Genomic DNA, 15,872 nt, shown 5'->3' with positions numbered 1-15,872 from the left:
CGTTCCTTTTATAGTGTAAAAAGTGTATTATTAAGATGTAATACACTATGTAGAATTGATTTTAAGGGGCATTCAGCAAATCGAAGCATGAAAACTAAACAAAGGGGGATTAAAAATGAAGAAAAAAGTTTTAATGGTTTTAGGCGTATGTGTCTTAATGACTATGTTCACACTCAGCAACGTCAATGCCAAAGATAATCCGACGCCAGGTACTCAAGTTGTAGTCAATACGACAACGGATCCGAACGGAAGGTTAAATGGGCGATACGATCCGGAAAATGGACTATATTGCTCGGCGGTTTTAATAACACCGAACATGTGGTTAACCGCTAGACACTGTGCAGGGAGTAAAGCACAAAAAGGTTACATTGGACAGGTCTATCCTGGACAATCAGGGTGGTCTACCCCATTTGGAATGATGATCATTAGAGAATATGATCCTGATGCTGCAGATGATATTGCGATTATTAAAGGAACTGATAGAGATAAAACAGCGGCTTACAAACACTATATTAAGAGCTATAACACGATGATATATGCTTATAATCCAACCGATTTACCAAAGCTAAAAGGAGAAAAAATTTATAGTTATGGCTATCCTGGTGGTAAAGGGGGATTTAAGCAATATAAAAGTACGGGAACGATAACAGATTATAATCGAGTGACACACGAGCTAAGTACGACGATGCCTGCAGAAGGGGGACAATCAGGCTCTGGTGCATTTTTAGACAACGGTCATTTTTTAGGTATAGTCTATGCGACTGAAAATAAAATGGGTTATTTAACTGCAAAGATTCATCCTATTAATGAAAGACTGAAAAAATGGATTGACGACAACAAATCAAAATAATTTATCGTAATTCAAAAAAGAGTGAGACTGACCTCCCATTTTTTAAATGTTGTCTCATCATTACGGCGATGATGATTTGAACTGAAAAGGTAACATTTCAGTTCAATCATCCGTTGCCTACAATTCACAACGCGCTAATGCAAACTTAGTATATGGTTTTAAAACTATACCAATAAGAATGTTGTCTGATGAAACCATTTCCTGAAAATTGATTTATTCACCTTCCAATAAAATAATAAGACTGACATTTAAGCGCCCATTGCTTATATGCCAGTCTTATTTGTGCTCTCAAACACGTATATTTCCTCATACAGTTCTTTTGATGCTGAACTTTATTGCGCCATAATATTACGTGTTAATTTAATACCTTGTTCAGGCGTCTCATACAAGGCAATGGTATTCAACGACACACCTTCTGGTAAATATTCATTAAAACGCAACCAAATCCAATGCGCGATATTTTCTACCGTCGTGTTCATATCAGGCAATGTATCATTAATCAACTGGCCGTCTAATAACGGTTCCAAATGTTCGCGGTATACTTTATCGATAGCTTTAAAGTCGACGGCCATACCGTGTTCATCTGTTTTAGACCATAATTCAACTTCCAATGTATACGTATGATTTTCTAAATCGACATGTTCTGTATTTGAAAAGTAAATGCGGTTATCACTCGTGAATTGATAGCGCGTCGTGACGATTAATGTTTTATGGTGACGTGCAAAATGTTTCGGTGGTTGCACATGATCAAATTTAGACATGAAATTTCCTCTTTTCTTCTCTTTTGTATTAGCTTAACACACGTTTTTAGCGATGTCGCATTTGCGCTTTGTAAGGATATTTTGCCTCCTTTGTATCAAACTGCTGATTTAATTTCGAAATATATTGCCATGTGACATGTTAAGAAGTGTGATAAAATAAAAAATGACAATTTTATCAAAATATTCCGACATCAAGTGAAAGAAATAGGGGGGATTTCGATGCGACAACAACGTCAATTTGAAATTGAAAGACGATTGCGCGACATTGTGGGAGAGCGTGTGTTTGTTGATGTTGCAGAGCGGGTGTCTTATGGCTATGACGGTTCATTCGGACAGTATTTGCCTGATTTTGTGACACAACCTTTAGCGACATCCGAAGTGCAACAAATTGTAAAACTAGCGAATGTATATGATTTACCGATTTATCCAAGGGGAGCAGGGACGAATTTGTCAGGCGGTTCATTACCGGTGAATGGTGGTATTGTGCTGGATTTTTCGCAATGGAATGACGAGGTGACAATTTATCCTGATGATTTAATCATTAAGACAAGGCCAGGTGTTAAAACGGCGGACATTCATGCGTTGGCAGAGCAACATCAACTCATGTATCCACCTGATCCGTCATCTTCATCTGTTTGCACAATTGGTGGCAACTTAGCTGAAAATGCAGGTGGACCACATGGCGTGAAATATGGTGTTACAAAAGATTATGTCATCGGTTTAGAAGTCGTGACCGCACAAGGGGACATTATACGTACGGGCGGCAATACGATCAAAAATGTGACGGGTTACGACTTGACGAAATTATTAGTCGGTGCAGAAGGAACGCTCGGCATTATTACTGAAGCGACGTTACGTTTAATACCGAAACCGCAAGCGACACAAACAGCATTGATTGTTTTTGATGATCTTGGCTCAGCAGGGCGCTCGATTTCACAAATATTAACGTCAGGTGTACGGCCGTCTAAAATGGAAATACTCGATCATCATGCGATTAACAAAGTGGTAGACTATGCGGGAATTGATTTGCCGAGAGAGGCTGCGGCAGTGCTATTAGTTGAAGTCGACGGTGATGAAGCGATTTTACCGAAAGAACTTGAGACGATTAAAGCCGCACTCGCTAAAATTGGTGTCACTCAAGTTAAAATTGCTGCGTCGAAATCAGAAGAAGCAGCGTTATGGCAAGTGCGTAAAGCAGTGTCACCTGCAGTTGTGGAACGTGGTTTTACGAAAATTTCAGAGGATGCGACTGTGCCACTGAGTCAAATTCCGCATATGTTTGAAAAAATTGATGAAATTAAACAAAAGTATGATTTGAATTTGGTTGTATTTGGTCATGCGGGAGACGGCAATTTGCATCCGACGATTAGTGCGAATATGCGTGATCCTGAAGCGGTAAAAAATGTCGAAAATGCAGTTGCAGAAATTTTTAATTACGCCATTGAACTGGGTGGCACACTTTCAGGAGAGCATGGCATTGGTATGATGAAAAAGCCGTTTATGACACGTGAATTTGATGCAGCAAGTTTGGCATTTCAAAAAGCGATTAAAGATGCACTCGATCCCAATCATCGCCTGAACCCTGGGAAGATTTTTCCGGCAGCAGGTGAAACAAAGTTGGTGTTAAGCCATGACGACTAACTTAAAGGAACGTTTAGACTATCAAGCAACATTTGACTGTGTACAATGTGGTTATTGTTTACCAGTGTGTCCGACATATGTGTCATTTAAAAGTGAAAAGCATTCGCCGCGGGGCCGGATTAATTTAGTGAAAATGGCAGCAGAAGACAAAATTACGTTAGAGGATATGGCTTCTGGCATTGATTTATGCTTAGGTTGCCGCGCGTGTGAGACGATTTGTCCGACACATGTGCGCTATGGTGATATTTTAAGTTCGGCAGTTGAAGTGCTTCACGAAGAGCGACCACAATCACATGTCGAGAAAGTCATTCGAACAGTGGCATTTGATGGTGTACTCAAAAATAAAAAAGCATTACGTCTCGTGAACAAAGGTCTCTACTTCTATCAACGGACAGGTATCGAAAAAGCTGTTGCAGCGACAAAAATCTTAAAGCCATTTCCTAAGTATCAACAGTTTCAAAAAATATTACCACCTGTGCGACTGAGTCATCCTATTGAAGAAAAGCATGATGAAGCACGTCCACATCAAATGAAAGTGGGTTTCTTTCAAGGTTGCATGATGGATGCCTTTTTCAGTGAAGTGAATACGCTCGCGATGCAGATTTTGCGTCAACATGATGTCCATGTGATCAATGTCCCACAACAAACTTGCTGTGGTGCGCTTCAACATCATGCAGGTGAGACGGCACATACGATTGCGCTAGCGAAGGAGAATATTGAAGCGTATGAACAGTATGATTTTGATTATATTGTGAATACGATTGGCGGTTGTGGTGCCGCACTGAAGGAATATCATTTGTTGTTTGATGAAGGTACAACTTGGCGTGCGCGTGCGGAACAATTTGTCGCAAAAGTACGTGATATTTCAGAGTTGATGGCACAAATCGACTTGCAATTCACACATGAAGTGGCTTATCGTGCAGTCTACCAACCGTCGTGTCACTTAGAAAATGTCCAAAAAGTATTTGAAGCGCCTGAAAATGTGTTGAAAGCAGTACCAGGTCTGATGCTCGTGGACATGCCATCACAACAGATGTGCTGTGGTTCGGCGGGGATTTATAACTTGGTTCATTATGATGCATCGATGCAAATATTAGATCATAAAATGAAAAATGTGAAACAAGCACGACCAGAGTTAATCATTACGTCTAATCCCGGCTGTCACTTACAAATGAAGTTGGGCGTGGAAAGAGAAGGGTTAGCGCACCGTGTCGCAGTGAAACATCTCGTTGAAGTCATCGCAGAAGCGTGTGGCATACGTTAGTGATTACGAAAAGGTGTGAAAGTTGCATAGGCGTCCTATTCATACAAACAATAAAATTGCTAAATAGACGAAATAAGTGGTATTTTAAAAGACTTCCATGAATAATGGTAAGTATTGGCACGGAACAATCGAAAGCAGGTGACAGCATGAAAGTTTTTAAACAGTTAGGCTGGTTTTTGAAACAAGAGAAATGGCGTTATGTCACAGCATTGATTGCGTTGTTTATAGCGGCATTATCGAGTTTAATCCCACCGCAGATCATTGGTTTTGTAATCGACCATATTACGGCGAAAACGTTAACGCCGCAAAACTTGACGATGTACCTTCTGATTATTTTTGTCATAGGTGTGCTCGTCTATGGATTACGCTACTTTTTACGCACCCGCTTATTCGGAGCAAGTGCAAAATTAGGACGCATTTTAAGAGAACGATTGTATGAAAAATATACACAAATGAGCCCATCATTTTATCAAAAATATCGAACAGGTGATTTGATGGCGCATGCGACCAATGATATTCGTGCAGTACAAAATACGGCCGGCATTGGCGTGATGACGATTTCAGAAGCACTGATTACAGGTGGCATGACCTTAGTGATGATGTTTGTGACAATTAGTCCAAAGTTAACACTCATCGCAATGATTCCCCTTCCCATTTTAGTGATAGCAACGAGTTATTATGGTCGTTTATTGCATAAAGGATTTAAAGAAGCACAAGGGGCGTTTAGTGAGTTGAATGATAAAACGCAAGAAAGTATTGCGGGTGTGAAAGTGACCAAATCATTTGGCTATGAAACGGAAGATGAAAATGATTTTCACGAATTGAGTGACCGTGTTGTTGCGAAAAATTTAGTCGTTTCTAAAATTGATGCTTTGTTCGATCCGACAATTGAGCTCGTCATTGGTGCAAGTTATCTACTCAGTGTGGTATTTGGTGCTTATATGGTGATTGATGATTCAATAACGATTGGACAGTTGATTACGTTTACCACTTACTTAGGCATGCTCGTTTGGCCATTACTTGCACTCGGCTTTTTCTTTAATATTATTCAAAGAGGGGCCGCATCATATGACCGTATACGTGAAATTGAAAGCGTGCCAAGTGGTATTGTAACGACATATCAAAAAAGTGAAGCGCCGACGGGTAAGATTGATTTTAATTTAAATCGATTTCAGTTTGAGGATACAGCGCACGCCAGTTTACACGATATCGATTTTACAATTCACCAAGGGATGACAGTGGGGATTGTTGGTCATACAGGGGCAGGTAAAAGTTTGCTCATTCGTCTATTGTTGCGAGAATTTGATACTGAGCGCCCTGAAGACATTCAATATGGCCATCATCCGTTACGTGACTATGATATTCGAAAGCTGCGTGCACAGTTCGGTTATGTCCCGCAAGAACACTTTTTATTTTCTTCAACCATTCGAGGGAATATTGCATTTAGTCAACCAGACATTGATGATGAAGCGGTCCATCATGCCAGTGCAATGAGCCATATTCACCAAGATATTTTAACGTTACCTCTCGCCTATGACACAGTTGTCGGTGAACGTGGTGTTTCATTATCTGGTGGGCAAAAGCAACGTATTTCTATTGCCCGTGCATTACTCACTGAACCACAAGTGTTGATATTAGACGATGCATTGTCAGCTGTGGATGCCGAAACAGAAACGGCCATTTTAGGTAACTTGAAAAAAGAACGACAAGGGAAAACGAATATCATTATTGCCCATCGAATGAGTGCAGTCATGCATGCAGATTTAATTATTGTGATGCGCGACGGTACGATTATCGAACGTGGTACACATGACACGTTATTACAACAAAACGGTTGGTATGCGGAAACATTCCAAGCTCAAGCGATGCAAAGCCGTTTAACACAAGATTTAGAAAGCGAAGTCAATGGAGGTGACACGAATGAAACAACCAGAAAGTAATCCCCAATTGACGACGAAAGAACAGGGACGAACGTTATATCGACTGCTCCGTTATACATTTCCGTTTAAAAAACTGATCTTTTTAACTATTTCGATGCTGACCCTTTCGACGGCTGCGAGTATGTCGGTCCCATATTTAGTTAAAATCTTTATCGACCAATATTTAACGCCGCGGTATTTCCCGGGTAATGAAATTGTGTGGCTATTAGTTGTGTTTATCGGTATTCAACTTGTTGGCGCTGTGACGACATATTTAAGCATTTATTATTTACAATATCTCGCATTCAAAGTGATTCAACAATTGAGAATCGATGCCTTTCGCCGCATTAGCCGTTTGGGCATGAAGTTTTTTGATGCGACACCAAGTGGAAGTATTGTGTCTCGATTGACGAATGATACAGAGGCCATCGTGGAAATGTTCACAGGTGTGTTATCATCATTTTTAATTGCCTTTTTCATGATTTTGGCAAGTTTTACGATGATGTTCGTATTAGACGTGCGCATGGCATTTTTTGCGATATTGTTTACACCGTTAGTCTTTATCGTCCTCGCTGTTTACCGTAAGTATGCATCCATTTACTTTTATGAAACGAGACGCCGATTATCAGATTTAAATGCCAAGCTCGGTGAATCGATTGAAGGTATGAAAATCATTCAAGTATTTAATCAGGAAGCGCGATTACGTGATGAATTTGAGAAGATTAATGCATCTCATTACGAATACTCGATGAAAACGATTCGCTTAGATGGGATGTTATTACGTCCAGCCATTACGATGCTATCAACGTTTTCAACAGTGATGATTTTAGCGTATTTCGGTATTTTAAGTTTTTCGACGACGGTGACAGCAGGGGTCGTGTATGCATTTATTCAATACATGCAACGCTTTTTCGAACCCGTCAACCAAGTCAGTCAAAACTTAAACATTTTCCAACAAGCTATCGTCTCAGCTAGCCGGGTGTTTAAAATGATGGACAACCCGACACATGCGCCATTACAAACACCAGAAGGCAACAGTGAAATATCAGCAGGGCGCATCGTCTTTGATGACGTGTCATTTAGTTATGACGGTGAGCATGATGTGTTGAAGCATATTTCATTTACTGTTGAACCTGGACAAACGGTTGCATTGGTCGGTCATACAGGTTCTGGGAAAAGTTCGATTATCAACTTATTTATGCGTTTCTATGAGTTTCAACGTGGCAACATTTTCATTGATGGACAGTCGATTAAGACTTTTCCACATGAACATTTAAAGCGTAACATTGGCCTTGTTTTGCAAGATCCGTTTATGTTTTATGGTACCGTAGCCTCTAACATTAAATTGTATCACCCGACGATGACAGATGAAGAAGTGAAAGCTGCTGCACAATTTGTCCATGCGGATCAGTTTATTGAAAAATTAGAAGGGGGCTATAATCATAAGGTGATTGAAAAGGGAAGTGCCTTTTCAAGTGGTCAGCGCCAATTGATTGCATTTGCGCGCACCATGGCGATTAACCCGAAAATTTTGATTTTAGATGAAGCGACAGCAAATATTGATTCTGAGACGGAAGAAGCGATTCAGGAGTCATTGAATCGGATGCGTGCTGGACGGACGACGATTGCGATTGCACATCGATTGTCGACGATTCAAGATGCAGATGAGATTTTAGTATTGAATCAAGGTGAGATTGTGGAAAGAGGGACGCATGAGTCATTGATTGCAAAAGGCGGTATTTATTATAAAATGTATCAGTTGCAGCTTAAAGGTGAGTGATTTGGGTTGTTTGAGGCATATGGAGACATTCACAAGGCTGAGTGGGCAATCTTTAGATTGCTGAACCAGAGCTCGCATTGCTAGGAATATATTGAAAAATGGATTGTACGCTTTGGGCTTCGCGTTCCGAGGCGCCTCGCTTCAACTAACCAACGCTTTTATTGGAAGGATACAGAGTTGAAGCGTTGGTGGATTTTCAGCTTCGGCTGGATGCCTCAGGAGTCTCGCCCAGCTTTGCAATCCATTTTTATTTGTGTGTTGAAAGCGAGCACTGGTTCATACAATCTGTGTTTGGTGTTCGAGTTGTGAATGTGTGGCGATGATGTAAAAATCACGCTTATAGTAAGGCTGATTTAACATTTTATAAATAGACACCTTAGTGCATATCAAAGTCTCATTTTGTGTAGAGAATTAGATGTTTGATAAAAGGTGTATTGCTTTATCAATCCATTTTTATTTGTGTGTTGAAAGCGAGCACTGGTCCATACAATCTGTGTTGGGTGTTCGTGTTGTGAATGTGTGGCGATGATGTAAAAATCACGCTCATGTTAAGTCTGATTGAACATTTTATAAATAGACACCTTAGTGCATACCAAAGACTCATTTTATGGAGAGAGATGGGTGAGTGCGCGTATGTGTGTCATTTTGCTAGAAATAAATAAAAAATGGAGAGCACTTATTTATCAATAGGGACTGGGACATTAAGTTTTCCCAGTCCTATTTATCGTGGAGCTATATCTACAGTTGACAATAATAACAACGAAAACGAAGGAGAATTGGACATAAAAAGTGGATGATATGGATAGTCTTCATATCAGAAACTTGCCCTCTGTTCCAGTACTTGGAGTATGATTGCCAGAAGGCTGAGACTCTTGAGGGATGAAGTTAAAAACAAAATAACGTCAATTAACTTTGATAGTGGCTACTGTTTAACGCAGTAGCAGTCTGACTTCTCAATGTTTTACTTTTGAGAAGTCTAGTCAGCCTTGCGGGGGAAGTACGACGAAATCTTTGTTGCACATGAGATTTCTGTACTGCTCCCAAAATCCACTAACGCTTCAACAAATGTAACAGTTTAATTAAGCGTTAGTTAGTTGAAGGGCCAGCCCCTAAGAAACGCGAAGCCATGAGGGCAATCAAAAATATAATTCATAGCGGAAGGGCAAGTTAAACAATATATTGCATCAATATCATCAATTTTTTTATCTCCCACCCCCTTTTTTTATGTTTACGTATAGTGTTTGATGAGTTTGTTTAAAATATAAGGTGCTTGTTCGCCGGCATATTGTTGGTAATAGGCACTGAAGCGTGCGTCTTGAACATATAGGTCGGCGAGTTGCTGATGATAGACTGTCGAATAGTGAGGAACCATGTGCTTAAGCCAACTTTGATGTGCAAGAAAGGCTTGTTCTGCTATTGGATGTGTGATAGGCAATTCTTGTTCCTCAATCGTTTTTAACAATGAAAATAGTGTTGCTTCAGCGGATTCTGCTGATTGATATTCATCTTGTGTTAGATTTTTAAAGTGTTCATGGTGTGCTTTAACTTGTGCTGATGAATATTTTTGTTTGAGTTCTTCACCATATTTTGCGTTGATTTCTGCGAGTGTGTCTGCCTTTAACTGACTGAATTTTTCTTCTTGTGTCATTTCGATCCCTCCCAGTTGTTTTTCGATGAGTTTGATTTGTTTGGCAATGCGCATTTGTTGTTGTTCTAAATAGTGCAAATGACTGTTAAGCGCATCTTCAATACGTGTTGTTTCCTCTAAAACAGCTTTAATTTGTTCCAATGGCAATTGCATGCTTTTATAAATCATAATTTGCTGTAATTGCGCAATATCCTTTTCGCTATACAGACGATAACCTGCTTCACTTGAATTGCTCGGATGAAGCAGTCCGATTTCGTCATAATATCGTAAAGTACGTGCGGATAACCCTGTCAGTTGTGATACAGCTTTTATCGTATACATATTAAACCTCCTTTCTCTCTGGAATAATGTCAGTGTAAACGTTGACGTAACGTAAAGGTCAAGCACACTTTTTTAAACAAAATAAAAAACACTATTCTTCATAGCGCTAGGTATTGAAAGTGCGCTATTGACGAATAGTGTTTGCTTTTCATTATTGTTCGATTTGGCGGACTGCGAAATAGTTGTTTTCGTCATCAGCAAAATTAAATACGATGCCTGTCGGTAAAGTCATTTTTTCCCCGACTTGAACACCTTTTGATTTTAAGTCATCGTACAACGCATCGATATCGGTTGTACCGAACATGAGAGAAGGCGTACCAGTATTGACACCCATACCCATTGCCTCAACTTTCTCTTTGTCTTGTAATACGATGGCTGTTTGTGCTGCGTCTGTTGGCTTTAACGTAACAACACGCATGCCTTGAAATGTTTCATCAGATGCGACTTGGAAATCAAAATGTGATGTCCAAAATTGTTTGGCTATTTCTTGGTCTTGCACGTACAACATGACTTCTTGTAAACGTTGAATCATTTTAACACGTCCTTTTTATTTACAGTTGGCTGACATCAATTTCAAATGGGGTTGCCATTTCATCACTATTCAACAATGTGATATGTGACGGAATGATGCGTAACACCACTAAATCGGGGTCATTTTTAGAATCGAAAAATGTACGGTCTTGTTCTTGCCACAACCAATCGATTTCTTTCGAGTTGGTGATGACATCGACTTGACCTTCAATTTCGACATAAGGCTGACCTGAACCTTCTTCATAACCTAATAATACGTGTGCATCTGGGTTTTGTGTTAGTTCTTCAAATTTTCGTGTAGACCGACTCGTTTTCGTATATAAATCTAAATCATCATTATAAAAAATCATATAACGGCTATTCGGTTTGTTATTGACCGCAGTAGAAAGTACACCAATACGTGACTGTTCGATTACTTGATTAATCTTTTCAATTGCTTGTTGCTTCATGATTATCACCTCAGAGTCAGTTTACCCTGAATCAATGATGACAAACGAAGCCGCCTTGCGCATGACCACAAAACTTATCATCCATTGTATCACGTTCATCGGTTGTATAGCGCTTTTTAGTAAAAATCATTTCATAGTCCATAAAAAACGAAAGGGGCCTGGGACATTAAGTTTCCCAAGCCCTATCCTTTTTATGGACATAAATCGATTAATGATGATAAAACAGCCAAAAATGAGGATGAATAGGCCGTAATAGTTAAACTAAATACTGCATCCATAGCATCAAAAATGATTATGTCCCAGGCCCCTATCGTTTCAATATCATTTTTATTTAGAATAGTTTTGAGTATTCGGTTTGAAATAAGATTCCGTTTCTTGCTTAATGACTTTATATAAGAATAAAATACCGATTAAGTTTGGAATCATCATCATCGCGTTGGCTGTATCTGCAAACAACCACACTGTTTTAAGGTTAGCAATAGTACCGACGAATGTAGCGAGGACATAAATGACACCATAAAGCATGACGTATTTTACACCGAATAAGTATTCGAAACATTTCGCGCCGTACACGAACCAAGCGATAATCGTTGAAAATCCAAAGAAAATAACAGAAAGTGACACGACATACTCACCCCAAGTACCTAAACTTGAACCGAATGCCATACTTGTCAACGCACCAGCTTCTAATTTTGGATCATGTGATACGCCTGACAATAAACCACCTGTTGGATCCCAATAGCCTGTTACAAGTAGCACAAGACCTGTCATTGTACAAACAATGATTGTCACGATAAATGTACCCGTCATCGCTACAAGTGCTTGTGTCGCTGGATGCCCGGCTTTTGCATTACCGGAAATCAACGCAACCGTACCCAAACCGGCTTCGTTTGAGAAAATCCCTTTAGATACACCGTTTTGAATGGCTTGCATCACCATAATACCGGTAAAACCACCTGCAGCAGATACAGGTGTGAACGCATATTTAAAAATTAAACCGAATGCTGGTAAAATTTGATCGTAATTAATGATTAAAATGATGACAGAAGCCCCAATGTAAAAAATCGCCATCATCGGAACAAAGAAACCTGCAACGTTACTAATACGTTTCAACCCACCAAAAATAATCAGTGAGATGAGAATAACTAAGACAATGCCAGTGATAAAACCACTCACGTTAAAACTATTGGTCATGACGTCAGCAATTGTATTGGACTGTACACTATTCCCGATACCTAATGCAGCAAAGGCACCGAAAATCGCAAAGGCCACTGCTAAAAATTTGAAACGATGTCCCAATCCTTTTTCTATGTAATACATCGGACCACTAGAATATTCACCTTTATCATTTTGAACGCGGAACTTCATCGCTAACAACGCTTCGGCATATTTCGTCGTCATACCGAGCAAGCCAACGACCCACATCCAAAAAATCGCACCAGGACCACCTAAAGTGACAGCTGTCGCAACACCGGCGATATTCCCGTTACCAATCATACCCGCAAGTGACGTCATCAGTGCTTTAAAGTTACTAATGTCACCTTCACTTTCGGCTTCTTTTTTATTAGGAACAAAGGCAAGTTTAAATGCATGCATCAGTTTCGTGAACTGCATGCCTTTCAGTATAAAGGTTAAAAACAATCCCGTTCCCGTTAATAAAATGAGACTCGGTGCGCCCCATAATATCGCATTTAATTTTTCTAGGATATTAATCACACATTACCCCTCCAATATTTACATCTCTTAAGTAAACGCTTTCATCATTATAATACACATAGATTTGATATGTAAAATAATACTAAAATCTAATAATTGCTCTTTTAAATTAAATAAGCATCAACATCACCAATGCCATTTCCCATAACATTAAGCATGTTACCACATCACACGGTGTTGATCGTGTGCAAGTGAATTAAAAACGCACTCCCAAATTTTACACCTTTCTTTCAAACATTACCACTTTTATTTGGTTTTCCATTTCTAAACATTGAAGAAATCAAAACAACGTATTATTTTTACGCGAAAATAATGGTTGAGGTAGGTGAAAATGAGGAGTAAGGGTGAGGGGAGATGCTCTGTTTGATGTGTTGAACTATGACAGTAATGGCTTCCAAAAACTGATTCATTCATAATCCAAAACAACATGAAATTGTATCGTCATTGAATGAGTGACAGTTTTAGTTTTGTAGTACAGATGAGGGGGTAAACGCACGGTTCGTACAAAGAAAAAAGCTGCCAAATTGTATCGCAAATCAAGGCAAGTCTCTAGGAACGAGGCGCCTTTAATAGCAATCAATAAGAGCAGCTAATATATCCAAACTGATTCGTTCATCAGTAGATTACGTATTTAAACAACATTATTTCATATAACGATAAGACATCAACGCCTTCAACATATCAATCTCTTTCTGTAACTCAATCCCTTCATTTGTATCTCGAATCAACTTACGCTCCAACTCTTTATCTACAACACGACGAATAGACAACTCATCTTCGCCTGTCTCTAACAGCTTCTCTTTCGAATTAAAATGTTGGTGCGCTACAAGTTGCATACCAAATGAGTTGTACAGCAACGTATAGCCTGCGATACCTGTCGTCGATTGATACGCTTTAGAGAAACCACCGTCAATGACAAGCATTTTTCCATTTGCTTTAATAGGGTTTTCACCATCACGCTCTTTCACAGGGGTATGCCCGTTAATAATGCGGCCTTGTTCTGGGTTCATGTCGAATTCTTCGAGCATCTTTTTCACAACGTCTTCATTTTCACGCAAACGATAGTAAGGATTTTTCTCTTCTTTATGCGTACTTTTATCTTTAATAAAGTAACGCTCGAATGTTGTCATCGCGCGCTTACCGAATAATGATGAATACTTGCCAGTCCATAAATACCAGACTAAATCTGTTGAAAGATCATCTTCTACTTCTTTGTGTTCATAGGCATAACGCACATGACTTTCAAATTCATCAATCAGTTCACGTCCAGACACAAAGCGACCGTCAATGGTCATGCCTTCCATTTCACCTTGCTCGTCGATAGGAATACAACCGTGAATGAGTAAATTACCATTGTAACGTAAGTACAAGTTACCTTTTTTCATTAAGAAGTCAACATGGCGACGCAATTTCTCAGACTCTTGAACAGATGTCAGTAACTTATCCATGACTTCTTGTTCTTCTTCAAGCAATGCAGTCGGTTGGCGACGGTCCACAGTTCTGAAACATGTATTTTCAATCGTATGGACTTTGCCATTGAGTTCGATGGTATGGTTACGATAATCTACACGATCGAGCAATAAACGTTCATTCATTTCAAATTCTGGACGACGTTTAATAATCGGACCTTCCAATTTGAATTGAATCATCGCAATCGCTTGATGAATTTTTGTAATCTGCAAAATTTCAGACTCAGAAGGGTTTTTCTCAGGATGTTTTTTCGGACGGAACGCCTCATTATCATCGTAATACTTTTCGGCTAACGTTAATAACGGACGCAAGTTAATCCCGTAAGCATCTTCAATAATGTCGAGATTGTCGTAACGTGCACAAATGCGGAGTAAATTCGCAAGGCACACTTTTGAACCAGAGTACGCACCCATCCATAAAACGTCGTGATTTCCCCATTGAATATCGACAGAATGGTAATCAATGAGTGTATCCATAATTTTGTCAGGATGTGGACCACGGTCGTAAATATCACCGACAACATGGAGATGGTCTACAACTAATCTTTGTATTGTATTTGCGAGACTGATAATGAGTTTATCGGCTTGGTTCAATTGAATAATTTGTTTCAGAATCGCATCATAATAATCTTTTTTGTTGTTAAACTGGTTACTTTTATAGAGCAATTCTTCAATGATAAATGTATATTCAGGCGCTAATGATTTACGCAATTTAGAACGTGTATATTTGGATGATGTATATTTCACTAATTCGAGTAGGCGATTAATTGTTTTTTCATACCATGTGTGACGTTCGGCTTTTGTGTTAAAACCATTTTTAATGCGCTTAATTTTTTCTTCGGGATAGTAGGTTAACGCAATCAATTCATTCATTTCTTGGAGATCTAATCGCGATTGGAAAATATCATAGATTTTTTGTTGTAAATTCCCTGACCCATTACGCAAGACGTGTTGGAATGCGTGATATTCACCGTGCAAATCACTGACGAAATGTTCTGTACCTTTAGGCAAATCCAAAATCGATTCCAAATGGATAATTTTCGTCGCAACTTTTTCTTCTGAGTCGTATTTTTCAGCGATTAAATCTAAATACTGCCTTTTTAACTCTTTTTCTGTTTGAGATGACATTTGAATTTCTCCTTTACCCATAAATTGTTCGTTGTTAAAGCATTTCAGGGCATGAATGGTAATACGCTTTGTTTAAGGTCACTCAAAATGGATGGACTCGCATGAGAGAGGAAGTTGGGATGTGAGTAATTCAGTTTGCGTAGCTGATGTGAATGAATCAAAGCCTACGCATTCTTGTGTTCAATAGCACGTTCAATGAAAGTTGTACGGCCAGCACAATACGAATCTTTCTCACCTGTCTTCAATCACCGTGACAAGCCAAGATGCCCTGTATATGAAATATGAAGTTGACCTGTGTCTAACCGTTTCAACTCTATTAAACCATATAATTTTATAGAAGTTAAACGAACCTGTTTATGCGCATATGGCCAACAATGAATAGACACTACCATATG

General features: G+C 39.2%; 11 protein-coding genes. 5 read left to right on the top strand and 6 right to left on the bottom strand.

What is annotated here, in order from left to right; all coding sequences use genetic code 11:
- Positions 1–115: 115 nt before the first annotated feature.
- Complete coding sequence (locus tag CD138_RS05355; RefSeq protein WP_019167224.1) at positions 116–850, top strand: trypsin-like serine peptidase; 735 nt, start codon at positions 116–118, stop codon at positions 848–850.
- A 332-nt stretch (positions 851–1,182) separates the two neighbouring features.
- Here the strand turns inward: CD138_RS05355 and CD138_RS05350 are convergent, their stop codons facing one another.
- Positions 1,183–1,611, bottom strand: a complete 429-nt coding sequence (locus tag CD138_RS05350) for a 6-pyruvoyl trahydropterin synthase family protein (protein WP_019167225.1) — start codon at positions 1,609–1,611, stop codon at positions 1,183–1,185.
- 219 nt (positions 1,612–1,830) lie between these two features.
- On the opposite strand from CD138_RS05350, the gene CD138_RS05345 reads away from it, so the two are divergent.
- The 4 genes from CD138_RS05345 to CD138_RS05330 all read left to right on the top strand — a co-directional run bounded on the left by CD138_RS05345 (position 1,831) and on the right by CD138_RS05330 (position 8,215).
- A complete protein-coding gene (locus tag CD138_RS05345) occupies positions 1,831–3,252 on the top strand; it encodes an FAD-binding oxidoreductase (RefSeq protein ID WP_019167226.1) in 1,422 nt (473 codons plus the stop codon).
- Positions 3,242–4,516, top strand: coding sequence for a (Fe-S)-binding protein (locus tag CD138_RS05340; RefSeq protein ID WP_019167227.1), 1,275 nt, complete (start codon positions 3,242–3,244; stop codon positions 4,514–4,516). Before CD138_RS05345 ends, CD138_RS05340 begins: the two co-directional genes overlap by 11 nt.
- A 146-nt stretch (positions 4,517–4,662) precedes the next feature.
- On the top strand, positions 4,663–6,456 hold the full coding sequence (locus CD138_RS05335) for an ABC transporter ATP-binding protein (RefSeq protein ID WP_026066748.1): 1,794 nt from the start codon (positions 4,663–4,665) through the stop codon (positions 6,454–6,456).
- Positions 6,437–8,215: an ABC transporter ATP-binding protein gene (locus CD138_RS05330; protein ID WP_026066749.1), complete on the top strand. Its 1,779-nt coding sequence runs from the start codon at positions 6,437–6,439 to the stop codon at positions 8,213–8,215. The genes CD138_RS05335 and CD138_RS05330 overlap by 20 nt, the downstream gene beginning before the upstream one ends.
- 1,228 nt (positions 8,216–9,443) lie before the next feature.
- Here CD138_RS05330 and CD138_RS05325 read toward each other — a convergent pair.
- From CD138_RS05325 to CD138_RS05305, 5 genes are all read right to left on the bottom strand, one after another.
- Positions 9,444–10,184 (bottom strand): MerR family transcriptional regulator, encoded by a 741-nt coding sequence (locus CD138_RS05325; RefSeq protein WP_019169521.1) that lies wholly within the window; start codon positions 10,182–10,184, stop codon positions 9,444–9,446.
- Positions 10,185–10,335: 151 nt separating this feature from the next.
- Positions 10,336–10,716 (bottom strand): VOC family protein, encoded by a 381-nt coding sequence (locus tag CD138_RS05320; protein WP_019169522.1) that lies wholly within the window; start codon positions 10,714–10,716, stop codon positions 10,336–10,338.
- A gap of 19 nt (positions 10,717–10,735) precedes the next feature.
- Positions 10,736–11,167, bottom strand: a complete 432-nt coding sequence (locus tag CD138_RS05315; RefSeq protein WP_026066921.1) for a pyridoxamine 5'-phosphate oxidase family protein — start codon at positions 11,165–11,167, stop codon at positions 10,736–10,738.
- 324 nt (positions 11,168–11,491) lie between these two features.
- A complete protein-coding gene (locus CD138_RS05310) occupies positions 11,492–12,880 on the bottom strand; it encodes an alanine/glycine:cation symporter family protein (protein WP_019169524.1) in 1,389 nt (462 codons plus the stop codon).
- Between the two features lie 641 nt (positions 12,881–13,521).
- Positions 13,522–15,477 (bottom strand): fructose-bisphosphatase class III, encoded by a 1,956-nt coding sequence (locus CD138_RS05305; protein ID WP_019169525.1) that lies wholly within the window; start codon positions 15,475–15,477, stop codon positions 13,522–13,524.
- Between the last annotated feature and the right edge of the window lie 395 nt (positions 15,478–15,872).

Origin of the sequence: Staphylococcus intermedius NCTC 11048 (genome assembly GCF_002902385.1) — a bacterium.
Classification (GTDB): domain Bacteria; phylum Bacillota; class Bacilli; order Staphylococcales; family Staphylococcaceae; genus Staphylococcus; species Staphylococcus intermedius.
Note: the sequence above shows the minus strand (reverse complement) of the source record. Positions and strands in the feature narration are given on the sequence as shown.

What these genes read in the sequence shown, in the direction of transcription:
- CD138_RS05320 (WP_019169522.1), bottom strand. Translation starts at nt 10,716, where the DNA reads ATGATTCAACGTTTACAAGAAGTCATGTTGTACGTGCAAGACCAAGAA.
- CD138_RS05305 (WP_019169525.1), bottom strand. Translation starts at nt 15,477, where the DNA reads ATGTCATCTCAAACAGAAAAAGAGTTAAAAAGGCAGTATTTAGATTTA.
- CD138_RS05355 (WP_019167224.1), top strand. Translation starts at nt 116, where the DNA reads ATGAAGAAAAAAGTTTTAATGGTTTTAGGCGTATGTGTCTTAATGACT.
- CD138_RS05350 (WP_019167225.1), bottom strand. Translation starts at nt 1,611, where the DNA reads ATGTCTAAATTTGATCATGTGCAACCACCGAAACATTTTGCACGTCAC.
- CD138_RS05335 (WP_026066748.1), top strand. Translation starts at nt 4,663, where the DNA reads ATGAAAGTTTTTAAACAGTTAGGCTGGTTTTTGAAACAAGAGAAATGG.
- CD138_RS05325 (WP_019169521.1), bottom strand. Translation starts at nt 10,184, where the DNA reads ATGTATACGATAAAAGCTGTATCACAACTGACAGGGTTATCCGCACGT.
- CD138_RS05330 (WP_026066749.1), top strand. Translation starts at nt 6,437, where the DNA reads ATGAAACAACCAGAAAGTAATCCCCAATTGACGACGAAAGAACAGGGA.
- CD138_RS05340 (WP_019167227.1), top strand. Translation starts at nt 3,242, where the DNA reads ATGACGACTAACTTAAAGGAACGTTTAGACTATCAAGCAACATTTGAC.
- CD138_RS05345 (WP_019167226.1), top strand. Translation starts at nt 1,831, where the DNA reads ATGCGACAACAACGTCAATTTGAAATTGAAAGACGATTGCGCGACATT.